This window comes from Embleya sp. NPDC020886 (genome assembly GCF_044333915.1).
Classification (GTDB): Bacteria; Actinomycetota; Actinomycetes; order Streptomycetales; family Streptomycetaceae; genus Embleya.
Map to the genome: position 1 here is coordinate 179,573 of NZ_JBIRRX010000006.1, position 15,585 is coordinate 195,157.

A 15,585-nucleotide genomic window follows, 5' to 3' on the forward strand; every position below is an offset into this window, starting at 1 on the left:
GGCGACACGCGGCCCGGCGATCGCGCCGCGGATCGGCTCACGTCTCGGTGAGTCGATACCGGTAGTGCTCCCGCTCCACCGTCCAGGTCCGGCCGCCCGCGTCCGGCGCGTCCGGCGCGTCCGGCGCGTTCGGCGTGTCGGCCGAGTCCGGGAGGCCGGGGGCCACCGGGATCGCCTCCAGCCGCAGCCGGTCGGCGTTCACCACCGGCGCGCCGGCCACGCCGTAGTACAGGTCGACCGCCGCGTCGCGGTCGCCGTAGACCAGGATCCGGTCCTGCATGAGCACCGCGAGCGCGGGCCGCTCCGGGTCGAACAGACCCCATGTCATCCCGTCGCCCGGATGCCCCAGGAACAACACCGAGCGCGGTTCGGCCAACGCGAATCCGGTCAGCCGCACGTCCACCGGACCCAGTACCGGCCCCGCGTCCACCGCACCGTGGTCGAGCAGACCCCGCAACACGTCCAACGCGGCCGGTGGCAGATCCTCGCCGATCACCGCGAGGTCGCCGGTCAGCGCGTGGGTCCGGCCCGGCCCGGCATGCGGGCCGCGCAACTGGAGGAATCCGCAGCGCGCCACCGACGTGCTCACCAACATGCCACCGGTGCCGCGCCGCCACGCGACGGCCAGCTCCAGGCCCGGCCGCAGCCACATCGGAGCGACCAGCACCCCGTCCGGCGCGAGCTGCTCCACCCAGGCCGGCGGCAGGTCCGGCACCCCCACGGTGGCCTCGATCCGGTCGAACGGCGCCCGGTCGGCGACCCCGACCCAGCCGTCCCCGGTCCGCACGTCCACCCGGGTGCCGAGCCGGGCCAGCCGCCGGGCGGCCGCGACCGCCAACTCGGCGGACACCTCGACGCTGACCACCTCCCCCTCGGGGCCGGTCAGCCGGGCCAACAGGGCCGCGTTGTAGCCGCTTCCGGTGCCGATCTCCAGCACCCGCATCCCGGGCCGGACGGCGAGCTGTTCGAGCATCAGCGCGACCATCGCCGGCTGGCTGACCGTACTGTCCGGAAGCCCGCGTTCGTCGGTGGACAACACCACGACCCGGTCCTCGTAGGCACGGGCCAGTGAGCCGGCGCCGGGGGTGAACACCTCGCGCGGCACCCACGACATCGCGTCCGCGACCGACTCGGTGCGCACGCTCCCGGTCACCCACAGCCGCTCCACCAGCGCCGCCCGCAGCCGGGCCGCCGTGTGCTCGTCGTTCATGGCCCCGGTGTACCCGCCCGGACGGGCGTCGGCACCCGGCACCGAGTCCGGGCTCACGGGTGGGCGGCGCGGGATCCGGTGCGGGCGGCGACCTCGTCCACCGACAGGTAGGCGTCGGTCTTCTCCAGGTTGCCCATCCGGCCGTCCAGGTCGGACATGAAGCCGAGCCGGACCAGGTCGTCGCCCGCGAAGGCGTGCTGGACCCAGTTGGACAACACCCGGGTGCGCGCCCGGATCGAGGGCACCGTCATCAGGTGGTAGCCGCGGGTGATCGCCTGGGCGGGCAGGCCGCGCATCTCGTGGCCCAGCGGCCGGGCCACCGCCTGGGTGCCGCCGAGGTCGACGACCAGGCCCAGGTCCTTGTGCCGGAACGGGCTCAGCGGTTGTCCGCGCAGCGAGGCGACCACGTTGGCGGCGGCGATCTTGGCCTGCCGGTGCGCGTACTGCGCGGTGGGCGGGCAGATCGCGCCGTCGCCCTTGGCCAGGTCGGGCACGGCCGCGGCGTCGCCCAGGGCGAACACGTCCGGGTTGCCGGGCACGGCGAGATCGGCGGCGACGGAGAGCCGACCGCGCACCAACTCGGTGCCCATCGTGCCCACCAGCGGGCTCGCGGTGACGCCCGCCGTCCACACCAGCGTCCGGCACGGCAACTTCTCGCCGGTGGTCAGCGTCACCGAGTCCTCGGTGATCTCCTGGACGCTGATCCCCAGCCGCACGTCCACACCGCGCTTGGCCAGCATCTGCAAGGTGGCCTTGCCCAGGTTCTCGCCGAGTTCGGGCATCAGGCGCGGGGCCACGTCCACGATCATCCAGCGCACCTGCGCCGGGTCCAGGCGCGGGAAGTGCCGCAGCGAATTGGTGGTGAGCATCTCCAGGCACGCGGCGGTCTCCACACCCGCGTAGCCGCCGCCGACCACGATGAACTGGCAGCGCGACGCGCGCTCGGCCGGGTCGGTGCTGGAGTTGGCGATCTCCAACTGGGCGATCACGTGGTCGCGCAGGTAGACCGCCTCGGCCAGGTTCTTCATGCCGTGGCCGTAGGTGGTCAGCCCGGGGATGTCGAAGGTGCGGGTCACGCTGCCCGGGGCCAGGACGAGCTTGTCGTAGTGCTCGTTGGTGATGTCGCCGGAGATCTTGCGTACGACGCAGACCTTGGCCGCCAGGTCGACGCCGATCGCGCCGCCGGGCAGGACGTGGGTGCGCTTGAGCATCCGGTGCAGCGGCACCGCCGTGGTCCGCGAGGACAACACGCCCGCCGCGACCTGGGGCAGCAGCGGCCGGTAGACCATGTAGTCCATCGGACTCACGAGCACGATCTCGGCCTCGCGCGGGCCGAGGGTTCGTTCCAGTTTGCGCACCGTCTCGAACCCGGCGAATCCTGCTCCGACGACGACCACCCGCTGCACCATGGTTGCCCCTTCCGGGAAGGCCGGGGCAGGTAACCCGCGACCATTTGGCACATTTTGTTCAAACATATGGGGCTCGTCGGCGGGCCACGACCGGGGCGGGCCATCCGAGGCGGCGCGCCGGCGGCTCGGGCGGTCAGCCCGCCGGGCGCCGGGATCGGCCCAGTGCGAAGCCGGCCGCGACGCACAGGACCGGGACGGTCAGGAAGCCGGCCACCAGGTTGAGACCGCCGTAGCCGGCCAGGCCCAACACCGACCCGGAGACGGCGCCGCCCGCCGCGCCGGCCAGGTTCATCAGCAGGTCCGACACGCCCTGCACGCCCGTTCGCGCGTCCGCCGGCACCGATTCGCCGAGCAGCGCCGAGCCGGCGACCAGGCAACACGACCAGCCGAAGCCGAGCAGGATCAGGCCGACCATGGTGCGCCACGTGGAGTGGCCCGAGGTGCCGGCCACGAACACGGCGAGCAGCAGCACGAACTGGCCGCTCAGGATCACCGGGATGCGACCGAACCGGTCGGCGGCCCAGCCGACCACCGGCGACAGGGCGTACATGCCGGCGATATGCAGGCTGATGGTCAGCCCGACCAGGGTCAACGCGGTGCCGTGGTCCTTCATGTGCACCGGCGTCATCGCCATCACCGACACCATCACCACGTGGCCGAACGCCACCGTGGCCAGACCGAGCATGGCCTGCGGCGCCCGGCGGATCACCGCGAGCGCGCTGCGCAGGTCGCCGCGCGGCTGCTGCCGGTCGCCGAGGTCGGCCCGGGCGATCAGCAGCGGATCCGGGCGCAGCGCGACCCACAGGATGGCGCCCGCGCCGGCGAAGGACACGATCGAGAACAGGAACGGCCCGGCCAACTCGGGCAGGCCGAGGGCACGCCCGACCACGGCGCCCGGCTCGTTCAGGTTGGGGCCCAGGACCGCGCCGACGGTGGTCGACCACACCACGATCGACAGGGCCTTGGCCCGGCCGGCGTCGTCGGCGAGGTCGGTCGCGGCGAACCGGGACTGGAGGTTGGCGGCGGTGCCCGCGCCGAACACGAGCAGCGCGGCGATCAGCAGCGGGAACCACTCCAGCACGGCCGACAGGATCACCCCGCCGGCCGCGAGCGTGGCGAGTGCCCAGCCGGTGGTGAGCGCGACCCGACGCCCGTACCGGGTCGCCGCGCGCGACATCGGGATCGCGAACAGTGCCGCGCCCAGGGTGATCGCGGTGGTCGCCAGACCCGACCAACTCTTGGATCCGGACAGGTCCTCGGCGAGCAGCCCGCCGACGGTCAGTGCCGACCCCATCCCCACGCCGCCGACCACCTGCGCGGCGATCAGGGTGCGCACGGTCCGCCGTTGAAGCGCCGATCGGTCGACCCGCTCGGGGTCGGACGACTCGGATATCGCCGGGTCCAAGGCGGTCATGCCGGGTTCACCACCAGATGTGGAAGGGACGCGTCGACGCACAGCGTGACTCACGGACTCGGCCCGCCCCGAGTCGGGGCGATGCCGACCGTCGCCGGCGGCGGGCGATTGTCGGGACGGCAAGATCATCGCACCGGCGCGGGCGAGCCGGTGGCCGGCATGATGCGGGTGTCCCGCCGGACGATCGACGGTCGTGGGGAAGCGGACATGTCGTTGTGTGCTCGTTCCCGCTCTCGGGTATGCGCAGGCGCCGCGGACCGCACGGATCGGTTGACCCATGACGTTGCTCGACGAAGACCAGGCGTGGGCGCTGCTGCGCGCCCTGGACGACCCGGAGCATCTGACGGCCCCGGCGGACTACGACGCGGCGGCCACGGCCGAGCGCTTCGATCGGCTGGTCGAGCGGTTGGACGCGGACTTCGGGTGTCGGTGTGCGGTCGAGGGCACGGCGCGGGCGGCGAGCCGACACGGGGTGATCGTGGTGCCGGCGGCGGCGTTGGCGGGAACCGGACGAGTCACCCTGGTGGTCAGCAACTTCGGCGATCTGGTCGTCACGAGCGTCGATACGCCGGACGAGGACCCGGTCGGCGCGGCGCCCGCGTACGTGGCGCCGGCCGATCTGGAGCGGGTCGAGGCGGCGCTCGACGACCTGGGCTATCGGGTCGTGCCGGAGGATCTGCTGCGGACGACGTACGACGGGGCGAGTCGGCTGGCGGACCACTACACGGTCGAGGACGGGCCGACGTGGTGGATCCGGTTCTTCGACTACCCCTGACCCGGGCGCAACGGGTCGCCGGGGAGCGCGCGGTAGGTGTCGGCGAGGGTGGCCAGGAGCGGGTGGTCGGTGCGCAGCTCGTGCTCGCCGATGGCGCCGATCGGGCGTACGCCGATTGCCGTGTTGGTGGCGAACGCGGCCTGGATCGACGCGAGTTCGTCGATCCGGACCGGGCGGGTCGAGGCCGGGTGTCGGGCCTGGAGCAGGTCGGCGGTGACGCCGCGCAGGCACGGCGCGTCGGGACGCACCAGGCGGTCGCCGACCACGAAGCCGATGTTCCAGGTGCCGCCCTCGGCGATCCGGCCGTCCGGCTCGACGAACAGCGCGTCGTCGTAGCCCGCGAGCATCGCGCGCCGGCGCTGCTGCAACTGGCCGAACAGGCCCACGTGCTTGACCTGTGGCAGGTCGCGCCGGAACACCGAGGGCGACACCCGCAGCGGCGGCAGCGCCGACGGTCCGGCCGGCCGGGTGGTGATCAGGATGTGCGGCGTGGCCGGTGCGGTCGGATCGGCCAGGCCGATCGCCGGATCGAACACGGTCACCCGCAGGACGAAGGTGTCGTGCCGGTCGTCGGTGACCCGGCGGGCGAGGGTCAGCACACGTTCCGGGTCGAGTTCGGCGTCGAACACGACCCGGCAGTCCCGGACCAGGCGGGCCAGGTGCAGGTCGAGCCCGCGCACCCGGCCGTCCGCGACGCGCATCGAGGTGAAATGCCCGATGTTCGACAGGGCCGGCGCGGCGAGGTCGTCGGGGTGGGCGGGGGCGCCGTTGATCTCCACCCGGCGAGTCTGCCGGCCCGGGCGGCGGGCCCCGACCCGGGTGTGGCCGCCGTCGATGCGCGGGCGCGTGGTGCGCGGTGGCCCGGGCGGGGCCGGCTAGGGTGTTCGTTCCATGAGGTTTCGGGTGCCGATGGGCGATACGTTGCGGGCCGCGCTGGGCCCGCCGAAGAAGGCGAAACTCCTGGACAGCAGCCCCCGTTCGCGGGTGTGGCGGGTGGAGCTGGGCGGTGAGCGGGCGATCGTCAAGCAGATCACCGACGGGGGCGACCACCGGTACGGCGCGCCGGAGCGGTTCGCCCGCGAGGTCGCGGGTCTGCGGCTGGCCGCCCGCGGCCCGGTCGGCCCCCGGGTCCTGGGCGCCGATCCCGATGGGTGCGTCATGGTCCTGGAATACCTGGACGACCTGGGGCGCACGGACGACTGGCTGCCCGGCTACGCCGAGGCGTTGGCCCGGCTGCACGCGCTGACCGGACCGGCGGATGCCGGCGCGTTGCCCGCGTGGCGACCACCGACCGACGCCGACGCCGAGTCGTTCCTGGCCTTGGCCACGACCCTGGGTGTGGCGATCCCGCCGGGCGTGCCCGGCGAGTTGGCCGCGTTGCTCACCCGGCTGGATCCGGCCGGTCGGTACGCCCTGTTGCACGGCGATCCGTGTCCGGGCAACGACCTGCGGACCGTCGACGGGGTGCGTTTCGTCGACTTCGAACAGGCCGCCCTCGGCGACGGTCTGGTCGAACTCGCCTATCTCCGGATCGGCTTCCCGACCTGCTGGTGTGCGATGGCGGTGCCGGCCACACCGTTGGCCGAGGTCGAGGCGGTGTACGCGTCGACCCGGCGGGCGCTGACCGGGCAGGCGGCGGATCCGGGGGCGGGGATCGCCGACGCGTGCGCAGGCTGGCTGATCCGCGGCGACGCGCTGGTCGAACGGGCGCATCGGGATCGCACCGATCAACTGGCCCGCGTACCGGTCGCCGACTTCACGTGGGGTTCGGTCTCGGCGCGCGAGCGACTCGTGCACCGGCTCGGCGTGGTCGCCGACACGGCATCCGAGCCGCTGCGGGAACTGGGCCTGCTGGCAAGGCGGTTGCGCGGGCGGATGGTCACCGGCTGGCCGGGTTTGCGGCCGTTGCCGGAGCCCGGGGCGCGGCCCTGGTGAGGGGGCCGGCGGCACGACGCGGGAAAAGGATTGCAACCACTACATGTGAAGTACTATAACTGTAGTCGTTGCTGGACGTCACCCATGGAAAAGAGCCCGGATGCGAAAGCTCACGTACCTCGTCGGCACCACCCTCGACGGCTTCATCGCCGCCGAGGACGGCGGCTTCGACTTCTTCCCGGTGGGCGAGGACGTCGTCGCGCACCTGGTCGCCGAATACCCGGAGACGCTTCCGGCGCATATCGCCCCGCACGTGGGGGTCGGGCCGGACACCGAGTTCCGGCACTTCGACACGGTGGTGATGGGCCGGGCCACCTACGAACCGGGTCTGCACGCGGGATTCCCGAACCCGTACAGCCACCTGCGTACGTATGTCGTCACCGGCAGCATCACCGAGAGCCCCGACCCGGCGGTGACCCTGGTGGCCGACGACCCGGTCGCCAAGGTCCGCGAGCTGAAGGCCGAGCCGACCGGCAAGGGCATCTGGCTGGCGGGCGGCGGGCGCCTGGCGGGGACCCTGATGGGCGAGATCGACGAACTCGTGATCAAGACCTACCCGATCCTGATCGGCACCGGAATCCCGATGGTGTCCGGTGGATTCGAGGTCACCGCGTTCACCCGGACGGGTGGCACGGTGCTCGCCGGCGGCATGTCCGTCGCGACCTACCGCCGGACCTGACGCGGCGGCGGCGATCAGTCGAGGGCGAGTTCGAAGTCCCAGACCCGGTGTTCGATGCGCAGGCCGGCCAGGGGCAGGGCCTGGCGGACGGTGCCCTCGGTGTCGCCGTCGAATTCGAACACGGCGAGTTCGCGCACGTTCGGGTGGTTCCGGCGGATCGACTCCACCAGTTCCGCGACCAGGGCCGCGAGGATGTCGGCCGCGACGCCGGGAGCGGTGATCGCCTCGCCCGCGTCGAGGTACGCCCGGTCGCCTTCGACGGCGACGGTGAGTTCGGCGCCCTCGCCGATCAGGCCCACCCGGGGCGGGGGCAGCGCGCGTACCCGCACGGCGGGCAGGCCGCCCGGCGGCCACCACCCGTTCGGGTCGACCGTCCAGATCCGGGCGATCTCGCCGGTGGTGCGAGCCGCGAGCGCCCGGGCCGCCTCGCCCTCCGGGCCGGTCTCGGTGCCGCTCCAATGCAGTACTCGGGCCCCGACGGCACGGGCCTGCTCGGCGGCCCGCCGGTACATCCGCACGAACGCGTCCCGTTCCTCGGCGGTCGCGGGGACCTCCCCGGTACGGGACTCCCGGACCAGTCGGCGTGCGAGCCGATCCGCACGTTCGCCCTGTGTGGTGACCGCGGCCTCGCCGTCGCCGTGGATGCTCAGCCGGCCGAGCGATCGGCCGGCGCGGCGCGCGGTGACGGTCCCGAGACGGGTGCCGGAGGGGTCCGGGTCGGATGCGACGCCGGCCCCGGTGTCCACGGAGGCGTACACCTCCGTGGCCGGCCGTTCCTCGGCCGCCGGGTTGCCGGCCCATTCGAGGGAAATGTCGCGCTTCATGGATCCATGGTGCCCCGGTCGGGACGGCCGCACAGCTCGCGTACCGCCGTCCGGCCGGGTCGTTTCCCGCCCGGCGCACCGGACCCGGCCGGGTGGTCGGGCCCGGCGGCGGGTGCGCTTTCGGCTACGGGTGCAGCGCGGTCACGATCGCGTCCGCGAAGCGGCCGGCGGCGCCGTCGGCGTGGCCGAGGAACAGGGACGGCTCGGTCAGTTCCAGTTCCAGCAGGGTGGGCGTGCCGTCGGCGGCCGGGATCAGGTCCACGCGGGCGTACAGCAGCGGGCCGACCGGAATCTCGGTCAGCACCCGGGCGGCGACCGCGAACTCCGCGGCGGAGGGTTCGCGTGCCTCGATCCGCTCGCTGCGGAACAGGCCGTCGACCATTTCGGCGGTGCCGTCGAGCATCGGACCCTTGCGGACGGCGTGGCTGAAGACGCCGTCGAAGTAGACGAGTGCGGTCTCGCCGACGGTGTCGACGGCCTCCAGGTACGGCTGGACCATCACGGTCCGACCGCCCGCGAGCAGGCTGGTGGCGTGTCCGGCGGCGAGCGCGCGCTGCTCGGGTGCGGCCAGGTCGTATCGCTCGGTGTCGCGGGATCCGGCGCTGATCGCGGGCTTGACCACATGCAGGCCGGAGGTGGGCAGCGTCACGGTCGAGTCGGGCTCCAGCCACATCGTCTCCACGACGGGCAGGCCGGCCCTGGTCAGGTCGCGCAGGTAGGTCTTGTCGGTGTTCCAGGCCACGATCGACGCCGGGTTGGCCAGCCGCGGCACGCCCGCGGCCCACTCGATGAACTCCTTGCGGCGCGTCGGGTAGTCCCATACCGAGCGCAGCACCACCAGGTCGTAGGCGGCCCAGTCCACCGTCGGGTCGTTCCACACCACGGCCTCGGCGCGGATGCCGTGCGCGGCCAGCGGGGCGAAGAGCAGGCGCTCGTCCGGGTCGAGGTCCGGCAGCTCGGCGCAGGTGGCGAGGGCGACGCGAGGTTCGATCATGCGGTCAGATTATCCGGATACGCGGATGGAAGATCACCCAAGCCCGGCCGTGTCCCGACCGAACAACCCACGAGGTGGTTGGCGTGTGCTCGCTCGTCGGACGGCGGACCTCGTGGGGGCGTGCGTCGGGTGTGGCGCGGAGACGGGGGTGGAGGCGAGGGCGCGGTCGGCTCGGGCCGGCGATCGCCGTCGGTGCGCCCGCGGGCGTTTCGGTGCGGCCGGCGGGGTGAGAACCATGACAGGGAACGAGGCTTGGGGGCACCGTGGTCGGCACGTCGGACACCGCGCCCTTCGGGCCCGCCGAGATCGTCGCCGTACGCCACGGCGAGAGCATGGCCAACGCGGCCTTCGCCGCCGCTGCCGCCGCCGAAGCCGGCCCCGACCGCACCCCGGTCGACGGGGTGGCCGAAGTGGGCGACGGAGTGGGCGAGTTCGATCCGGCGACGGTGGGTCGGGACGCCGACATCGCGCTCAGCGCCCGAGGCGAGGATCAGGCCGCCGCGGTCGGGCGACGGCTGGCGCTCCGGGCCGAGACGCCGGACGTGGTGTTGGTCTCGCCGTACCGCCGGGCCCGCTCGACGATGCGCATCATCGCCCGCGAGGCGGCCCGGGCGGGGCTGTTGTTGCCGCGACCTCGTCGCGACGAACGGCTGCGCGACCGCGAGATGGGTGTCCTGGAGCTGCGGACGGCCGCCGCGATCGAGCGGCTGCACCCGGACGAGGCCGAGCGTCGGCGTCGGGTCGGCGACCTGTACTACCGCCCACCCGGCGGCGAATCCCTCGCCGACGTCGCGCTGCGGTTGCGCACGCTGCTCACCGACCTGCGGCACGAGGCGCCGGGCGCGCACGTGCTGATCGTCGGGCACGACGCGACCGTGCTGATGCTGCGTTACATCCTGGAGGGCCTCACCGAGACGGACGTCGACCGCCTGGTCCGGACCGATCCGGTGGGCAACGCCTCGATCTCCCGCTGGCGTGCGCGCGACGGGCGGCTGCGGGCGATCCGCTACAACGACACGCGGCATCTGCGCGGCATCGACGTGCGCTGAGCGGGCGGGGATCGGGTCGGCGGCCGGGGACCGCCCGGCCGCGGCGCGGTGTTCGCGGCGGCCGACGGTCGGGCACGGGGGAGTGGGCCCGACCGTCGGCGCCTTGATACCCGCGGGGTGGGGGTGCGCCGTCGCGCAGTGGGGGTGTCAGGTCCCCTCCCCTCCCGTTCGGTGCCCTCTGGTTTCCCCGCTGCGAGGCCGGAAAACCGCCTCCGAACGAAGAGGTCGAACCCGGCCGGACCCGGCTTCCAACCGATCGCGGAGACGTCCATTCGAAGGCGATAGCGCCATTACCGAACAGAAATATGACGCTGCGTCAGTAACCGGAAGAGGAGCCTTCCCGCCCTATTTCGTCGCTGATCAGCCGCTTGATCACCGATCCGGCGCTCTGCTCGCAACCGACCGGATCGCCCATGATCGTCCGCCCGACAACCGTTCGGTCGCCGGGCGGACGATCGCGGCGCCGGCGGATCGCTCCGGCGCCGTGTCACCCCCGGTCCGACAACCGCTCCAGCGCGCCGATCAGGTCCGGATACCGTCGGGTGCGGGCGCCGCCGTCGACGCCGTAGACGCTGCCGGAGACGAACGAGGCCTCGTCGGAGGCCAGGAACAGGACCACGGCCGCCACCTCCTCGGGTTCCGCGAACCGGCCCAGCGGGGCGTTCTCGACGTATTCGTCGACCACGCCCGGGACATGCCACATGCCGGCGGTGGCCCGGGTGCGAATCAGGCCCGGGGCCACCGCGTTCACCCGGATGCCCGACGGCCCCAGTTCGAGGGCGGCCACCTCGGTCAGGGCGACCACGCCGGCCTTGGCCGCGCAGTACGCGCCCATGCCTCGGCCGGGCTGGACCGCGTTGAGCGAGGCCAGGTTGACGATCGAACCGGCTCGGCCGTCCTGGGCGCGCATCACCCGGCCCGCGTGCTTGACGGTCAGGAACGCGCCGTTGAGGCACAGGTCGACGACGCGACGCCAGGCGGCGTACTCGTGGTCGGCCAGTTCGGCCGCCGTGCCGCCGCCCGCGTTGGCCACCGCGATGTCCAGGCCGCCGAACTCGTCCACGGCGGCTTGGGCCAGCGCAGCCACGTCGTCCTCGACGGTCACGTCGCACAACCGGGTGGCGCACCGCTCCGGGCCCAACTCGTCGGCGAGCGTCGTGAGTCCGGCCGCGTCGATGTCGCCCGCCAGCACGTACGCGCCCTCGGCCGCCAGGCGGTGTGCCACGGCCCGCCCGATGCCCGCCGCCGCCCCGGTCACCAGGGCGACCTTGCCCGCGACGCGTCCCGGGCCGGCGTCGCCCTCGATCCGCGTGCTCACGCCGTGCTTCCCTTCGTGTTCTCGTAGTCCTTCACGGCCCCGCCGACAGCGTGCGCGGTCTGGTCGCGCCAGGTCTGGGACAGGCCCACCTGCCAGTCCTGGGACGCGAGCGGGCCGTGCGCGGCACCGGTGAAGTACGGGATCACCTCGCGCGCGATCAGTTCGTAGGAACGCTTCGTCGCCTCCGGGTCGGCGAAGTCGGCGCCCATGAACAGGTAGGTGCCGAAACCGCCGGACTTCTGCCACAACCGCTCGATCTGACGGATCGCCATCTCCGGCGTGCCACAGATGAACGAGCCGGTCGCGTTGCCGTGGTCGATGCGGTCCGCCAGCGGAGTGGACGTGTCCAGCGGGATCGGCAGCACCTTGGCCTGGTAGTTCTGGATGCCCTCCAGGCCGTACGCCACCTCGCGGCGGGCCTGCTCCTCGGTCTCGGCGATGTGCATCATGCCCATCAGCCGCCACTTGGACCGGTCCATGGTCTGCCCGTGCCGACCGGCGACCTCGTTCGCGATGCCCCAGTGCGTGCCCAGCGCGTCGAAGCCGCCCTCCTGGCTCGCCGCGATCGAGAGCATGCCCGCGCCGAACCGCCCGGCGGTACGCGGACCGGCCGGCGAGAAGGTCGCGGCGACGGCGAGCTCCAGCGACGGGTGGGTGTACGGCCGCAACTGCAACCGGGCATCGCGCAGTGTGAACCAGTCGCTCTCCCGGGTCACCGGTTCGCGACCGGCCAGCAGTGCGACGATCGCCTCCAGCGACTCCTCCATCATCGCCCGCTGACGTGCGGTGTCGATGCCCAACATGTGCGCGTCGGAAGCGAGTTGGCCGGGCCCCACACCGAGCATGACCCGGCCGCGGGTGAGGTGGTCGAGCAGGACCAGCCGATCCGCGACGTGCAGCGGGTGGTGGTAGGGCAGCGAGACGACGCCGGTGCCGAAGCGGATGTGCCGGGTACGGGCCGCGGCGCTCGCGATGAACAACTCGGGCGAAGCGACGATCTCCCAGCCACCCGAATGGTGCTCGCCGATCCACGCCTCGGCGTAACCGAGCCGGTCCAGGTGCTCGACCAGGGCCAGGTCCTGTTCCAGCATCAGGGTCGGGTTGCGCCCCGCTTGATGGAAGGGGGCCAGGAAGACCCCGAACTCGAGCGGACGGCGCTCGCCCAGGGCGACCTGCCGGGCGATCTGCTGCGGTTCCGTGTGTGCCACCGCGACTCCTTGGAATACCCGAAAACTGATGAGCCGTCACCGTTCCAGGTTGCGATGCGCGAATCAATAGTTGCACTATGCGAAAGGTGGTCGGGTCGGCGGGTCGAGCGGCCCGCGGGCCGGCGCCGCTCGCGCCGGTGCGTTCCGTGACGTGCCCGAGGCGCGCTACCGTGCGGGGGAGCCCGAAATGCGTTGGCCCGGTCGGCGTGGAACGGGTAGGAAGGGTTGTCATCCTCGGAACGACCCGTCGAGGACCACCTCGGATCCCCCGACCGCAGGACGAAGGACGCGCGCAGGCCATGGGCTACATCGATGTCAACACCGTCGGCTTCACCCTTCCCGACGGGCGTGTTCTGTTGGACGAGGTCTCCTTTCGGGTCGGTGACGGCACCACCGTGGCGCTCATCGGGGCGAACGGCGCCGGCAAGACCACGCTGCTCCGGATCATCACGGGGGAGCTGAAACCCGACACCGGCGCGGTCGCCCGAACGGGTGGACTCGGCATCATGCCGCAGTTCGTCGGCCGGATCCGGGACGCCTCCACGGTGCGTGATCTGCTCGTCTCGCTCGCCCCGCCGCGGATCCGGGACGCGATGCGCGCGGTCGACGACGCCGAGCTGGCGCTGATGGAGAACGACGACGAGAAGCACCAGATGCGCTACGCCACGGCGCTCGCCGAGTTCGGTGACGCGGGCGGCTACGACATCGAGCCGGCCTGGGACCAGTGTTGTCAGGCGGCGCTGGGCACCACCTACGACGGCGCCAAGTGGCGTGAGGTGCGCACGCTCTCCGGCGGCGAGCAGAAGCGGCTCGCCCTGGAGGCGCTGTTGCGCGGCCCGGACCAGGTGTTGATCCTCGACGAACCGGACAACTATCTCGACGTCCCGGGCAAGCGTTGGCTCGAACAGTCCCTGCGCGAGTCCCAGAAGTCGGTGCTGCTGGTCTCGCACGACCGCGAACTGCTCGCCCAGGCCGCCGACCGGATCGTCACCATCGAACTCGGCGCGGCGGGCAACACCGTCTGGATCCACGGTGGTTCGTTCGGCACCTATCACGAGGCCCGGCGGGCCCGGTTCGAGCGCTTCGAGGAGTTGGGCCGGCGCTGGGACGAGGAGCACGCCAAGCTCAAGGCGCTGGTCCTGATGTACAAGACCAAGGCGGCGTACAACGACGGTCTGGCCTCCCGGCTGCAGGCCGCCCGGACCCGACTGCGCAAGTTCGAGGAGGCCGGGCCGCCGCAGAACATCCCGCGCGAGCAGGACGTCAAGATGCGGCTGCGCGGTTCGCGCACCGGAAAACGCGCGGTGATCGCCGAGGCGCTGGAACTGACCGGTCTGATGCGGCCGTTCGACACCGAGGTCTGGTACGGCGACCGGGTCGCGGTGCTCGGCTCGAACGGCTCGGGCAAGTCGCACTTCCTGCGGCTGCTCGCGGCCGGCGGCACCGATCCCGAGGTCGAGCACGAACCGGTCGGCGAGACGGTGATCGCACCGGTGGCGCACACCGGGCGGGCCCGGCTCGGGGCACGGGTACGGCCCGGTTGGTTCGCGCAGACGCACGATCATCCCGAGTTCGTCGGCAAGACGCTGGTCGACATCCTCGGTCGGGGCGACGAACACCGCAGCGGGCTGGGCCGCGAAGGCGCCGCGAAGGTGCTCGACCGGTACGAACTGGCCTACGGCGCCGAGCAGCCCTTCGACACCCTCTCCGGCGGCCAACAGGCCCGATTCCAGGTGCTGTTGCTCGAACTCTCCGGCGCCAACCTGCTGTTGCTCGACGAGCCGACCGACAACCTCGACCTGGTCTCGGCCGAGGCGCTCCAGGAGGCCCTGGAAGCCTTCGACGGCACCGTGCTGGCGGTCACCCACGACCGGTGGTTCGCGTCCTCCTTCGACCGCTTCCTGGTCTTCGGCCAGGACGGTCGGGTGCGCGAGACGGACGGCCCGGTGTGGGACGAGGGGCGCGTCGAGCGCGTCCGGGGCTGACCCGAAACCCCCGGGTGGGCGCGGGAGTCGCGCGCCCACCCGGGGGTTCGTCGTGTCGGTGGTGGGGCGGCCCCTTCGCGGACCGGTGGGCCGGTGGGCCCGGTACCGGGAACCGGAATGACGTCGACGGGCCCTCTGCCCTACGGTTCGGCGGATGCATCCTCACTTCGACGCGGCGAACGAATCGAACGAGCCGACCGGATCGACCGACCCGAACGACGTGATCATCCGGTGCAACGACAATCCGGCCATCCGGATCCGCCTCCGCGACGCGGTCAACCCCGACGACGAGGTCGCCGTGCGCTACACGGCCTCGCGGCTGGTGCACTACACCGTCGAGATCCACGCGCCCGAAATGGCCGCGCAGCTCGATCGGGTGGTCGGCTGGGTCGGCGAGACGAGGGAGATAGACGGCTTTCTGACCGATCTCGCCCGGGACTTCGGCGGCTGGGACGGCGAACGCCGCTGGCACACCGACGATCGTGATCTCACCGTCACGGCGGCCTTCCGCTCCGGCGGGCGGGTCGAACTGACCTGGGAGCTGCGACCGAGACGGCTGGGCGGCTGCGGTTGGGCCGCCTCGGTGACGCTGGTGGTGGAGACGGGCGAGCAACTGGCCGCGCTCGCGGGCGACGTGCGCCGGTTTCTCTCGCGCGCGGACGGGTGACCGCCCTCGGCTCGATCCCGCGGCGACGCGGAGGCGCCCGCCGCCGCCCGCCGCGGCCCGGCGGAACCTGCCCGGCGCGAGCGCGGTACGAGCGATCGACCGGCGGTGCCGGCGCGGG

General features: G+C 72.6%; 14 protein-coding genes. 6 read left to right on the plus strand and 8 right to left on the minus strand.

All coding sequences use genetic code 11. The features are described 5' to 3' along the window. Window positions 1–37: 37 nt before the first annotated feature. The 3 genes from ACH4U8_RS22805 to ACH4U8_RS22815 form a co-directional block, all read right to left on the minus strand. Complete coding sequence (locus tag ACH4U8_RS22805; protein ID WP_395779749.1) at window positions 38–1,210, minus strand: methyltransferase domain-containing protein; 1,173 nt, start codon at window positions 1,208–1,210, stop codon at window positions 38–40. A 53-nt stretch (window positions 1,211–1,263) separates the two neighbouring features. Next, complete coding sequence (locus ACH4U8_RS22810) at window positions 1,264–2,619, minus strand: NAD(P)/FAD-dependent oxidoreductase (protein WP_360311647.1); 1,356 nt, start codon at window positions 2,617–2,619, stop codon at window positions 1,264–1,266. 133 nt (window positions 2,620–2,752) lie between these two features. After that, window positions 2,753–4,033: an MFS transporter gene (locus ACH4U8_RS22815; protein ID WP_395779751.1), complete on the minus strand. Its 1,281-nt coding sequence runs from the start codon at window positions 4,031–4,033 to the stop codon at window positions 2,753–2,755. A gap of 277 nt (window positions 4,034–4,310) precedes the next feature. Between ACH4U8_RS22815 and ACH4U8_RS22820 the strand changes: the two genes are divergently transcribed. Continuing rightward, a complete protein-coding gene (locus ACH4U8_RS22820; RefSeq protein WP_395779753.1) occupies window positions 4,311–4,808 on the plus strand; it encodes a hypothetical protein in 498 nt (165 codons plus the stop codon). Here the strand turns inward: ACH4U8_RS22820 and ACH4U8_RS22825 are convergent. Next, entirely contained in the window at window positions 4,799–5,587 is a 789-nt protein-coding gene (locus ACH4U8_RS22825) for an aminotransferase class IV family protein (protein ID WP_395779755.1), read from the minus strand. The two genes, ACH4U8_RS22820 and ACH4U8_RS22825, sit on opposite strands and share 10 nt — an antisense overlap. Window positions 5,588–5,699: 112 nt before the next feature. On the opposite strand from ACH4U8_RS22825, the gene ACH4U8_RS22830 reads away from it, so the two are divergent. Together ACH4U8_RS22830 and ACH4U8_RS22835 are read left to right on the plus strand one after the other, a co-directional pair. After that, window positions 5,700–6,743 (plus strand): phosphotransferase, encoded by a 1,044-nt coding sequence (locus tag ACH4U8_RS22830; RefSeq protein WP_395779757.1) that lies wholly within the window; start codon window positions 5,700–5,702, stop codon window positions 6,741–6,743. Window positions 6,744–6,843: 100 nt separating this feature from the next. Next, window positions 6,844–7,422, plus strand: coding sequence for a dihydrofolate reductase family protein (locus ACH4U8_RS22835; protein ID WP_395779759.1), 579 nt, complete (start codon window positions 6,844–6,846; stop codon window positions 7,420–7,422). 14 nt (window positions 7,423–7,436) lie between these two features. Here the strand turns inward: ACH4U8_RS22835 and ACH4U8_RS22840 are convergent, their stop codons facing one another. Both ACH4U8_RS22840 and ACH4U8_RS22845 read right to left on the minus strand, forming a co-directional pair. Further along, window positions 7,437–8,246, minus strand: coding sequence for a hypothetical protein (locus tag ACH4U8_RS22840; RefSeq protein WP_395779761.1), 810 nt, complete (start codon window positions 8,244–8,246; stop codon window positions 7,437–7,439). Between the two features lie 124 nt (window positions 8,247–8,370). Then, the gene (locus tag ACH4U8_RS22845; protein ID WP_395779763.1) at window positions 8,371–9,240 is read right to left on the minus strand and encodes a RimK family alpha-L-glutamate ligase; all 870 of its coding nucleotides are present in this window, start codon (window positions 9,238–9,240) and stop codon (window positions 8,371–8,373) included. 263 nt (window positions 9,241–9,503) lie between these two features. Here ACH4U8_RS22845 and ACH4U8_RS22850 point away from each other — a divergent pair, with 263 nt between their 5' ends. After that, the gene (locus tag ACH4U8_RS22850) at window positions 9,504–10,289 is read left to right on the plus strand and encodes a histidine phosphatase family protein (RefSeq protein WP_360311663.1); all 786 of its coding nucleotides are present in this window, start codon (window positions 9,504–9,506) and stop codon (window positions 10,287–10,289) included. Window positions 10,290–10,776: 487 nt separating this feature from the next. Here the strand turns inward: ACH4U8_RS22850 and ACH4U8_RS22855 are convergent, their stop codons facing one another. Beyond that, complete coding sequence (locus ACH4U8_RS22855; RefSeq protein ID WP_395779765.1) at window positions 10,777–11,607, minus strand: SDR family NAD(P)-dependent oxidoreductase; 831 nt, start codon at window positions 11,605–11,607, stop codon at window positions 10,777–10,779. Beyond that, window positions 11,604–12,815, minus strand: a complete 1,212-nt coding sequence (locus ACH4U8_RS22860; RefSeq protein WP_360311667.1) for an LLM class flavin-dependent oxidoreductase — start codon at window positions 12,813–12,815, stop codon at window positions 11,604–11,606. The genes ACH4U8_RS22855 and ACH4U8_RS22860 overlap by 4 nt, the downstream gene beginning before the upstream one ends. 299 nt (window positions 12,816–13,114) lie before the next feature. Between ACH4U8_RS22860 and ACH4U8_RS22865 the strand changes: the two genes are divergently transcribed. Both ACH4U8_RS22865 and ACH4U8_RS22870 read left to right on the plus strand, forming a co-directional pair. Next, window positions 13,115–14,800, plus strand: a complete 1,686-nt coding sequence (locus ACH4U8_RS22865; protein ID WP_379990299.1) for an ABC-F family ATP-binding cassette domain-containing protein — start codon at window positions 13,115–13,117, stop codon at window positions 14,798–14,800. Between the two features lie 154 nt (window positions 14,801–14,954). After that, a complete protein-coding gene (locus ACH4U8_RS22870) occupies window positions 14,955–15,467 on the plus strand; it encodes a DUF6228 family protein (RefSeq protein WP_380020737.1) in 513 nt (170 codons plus the stop codon). Window positions 15,468–15,585 lie beyond the last annotated feature (118 nt).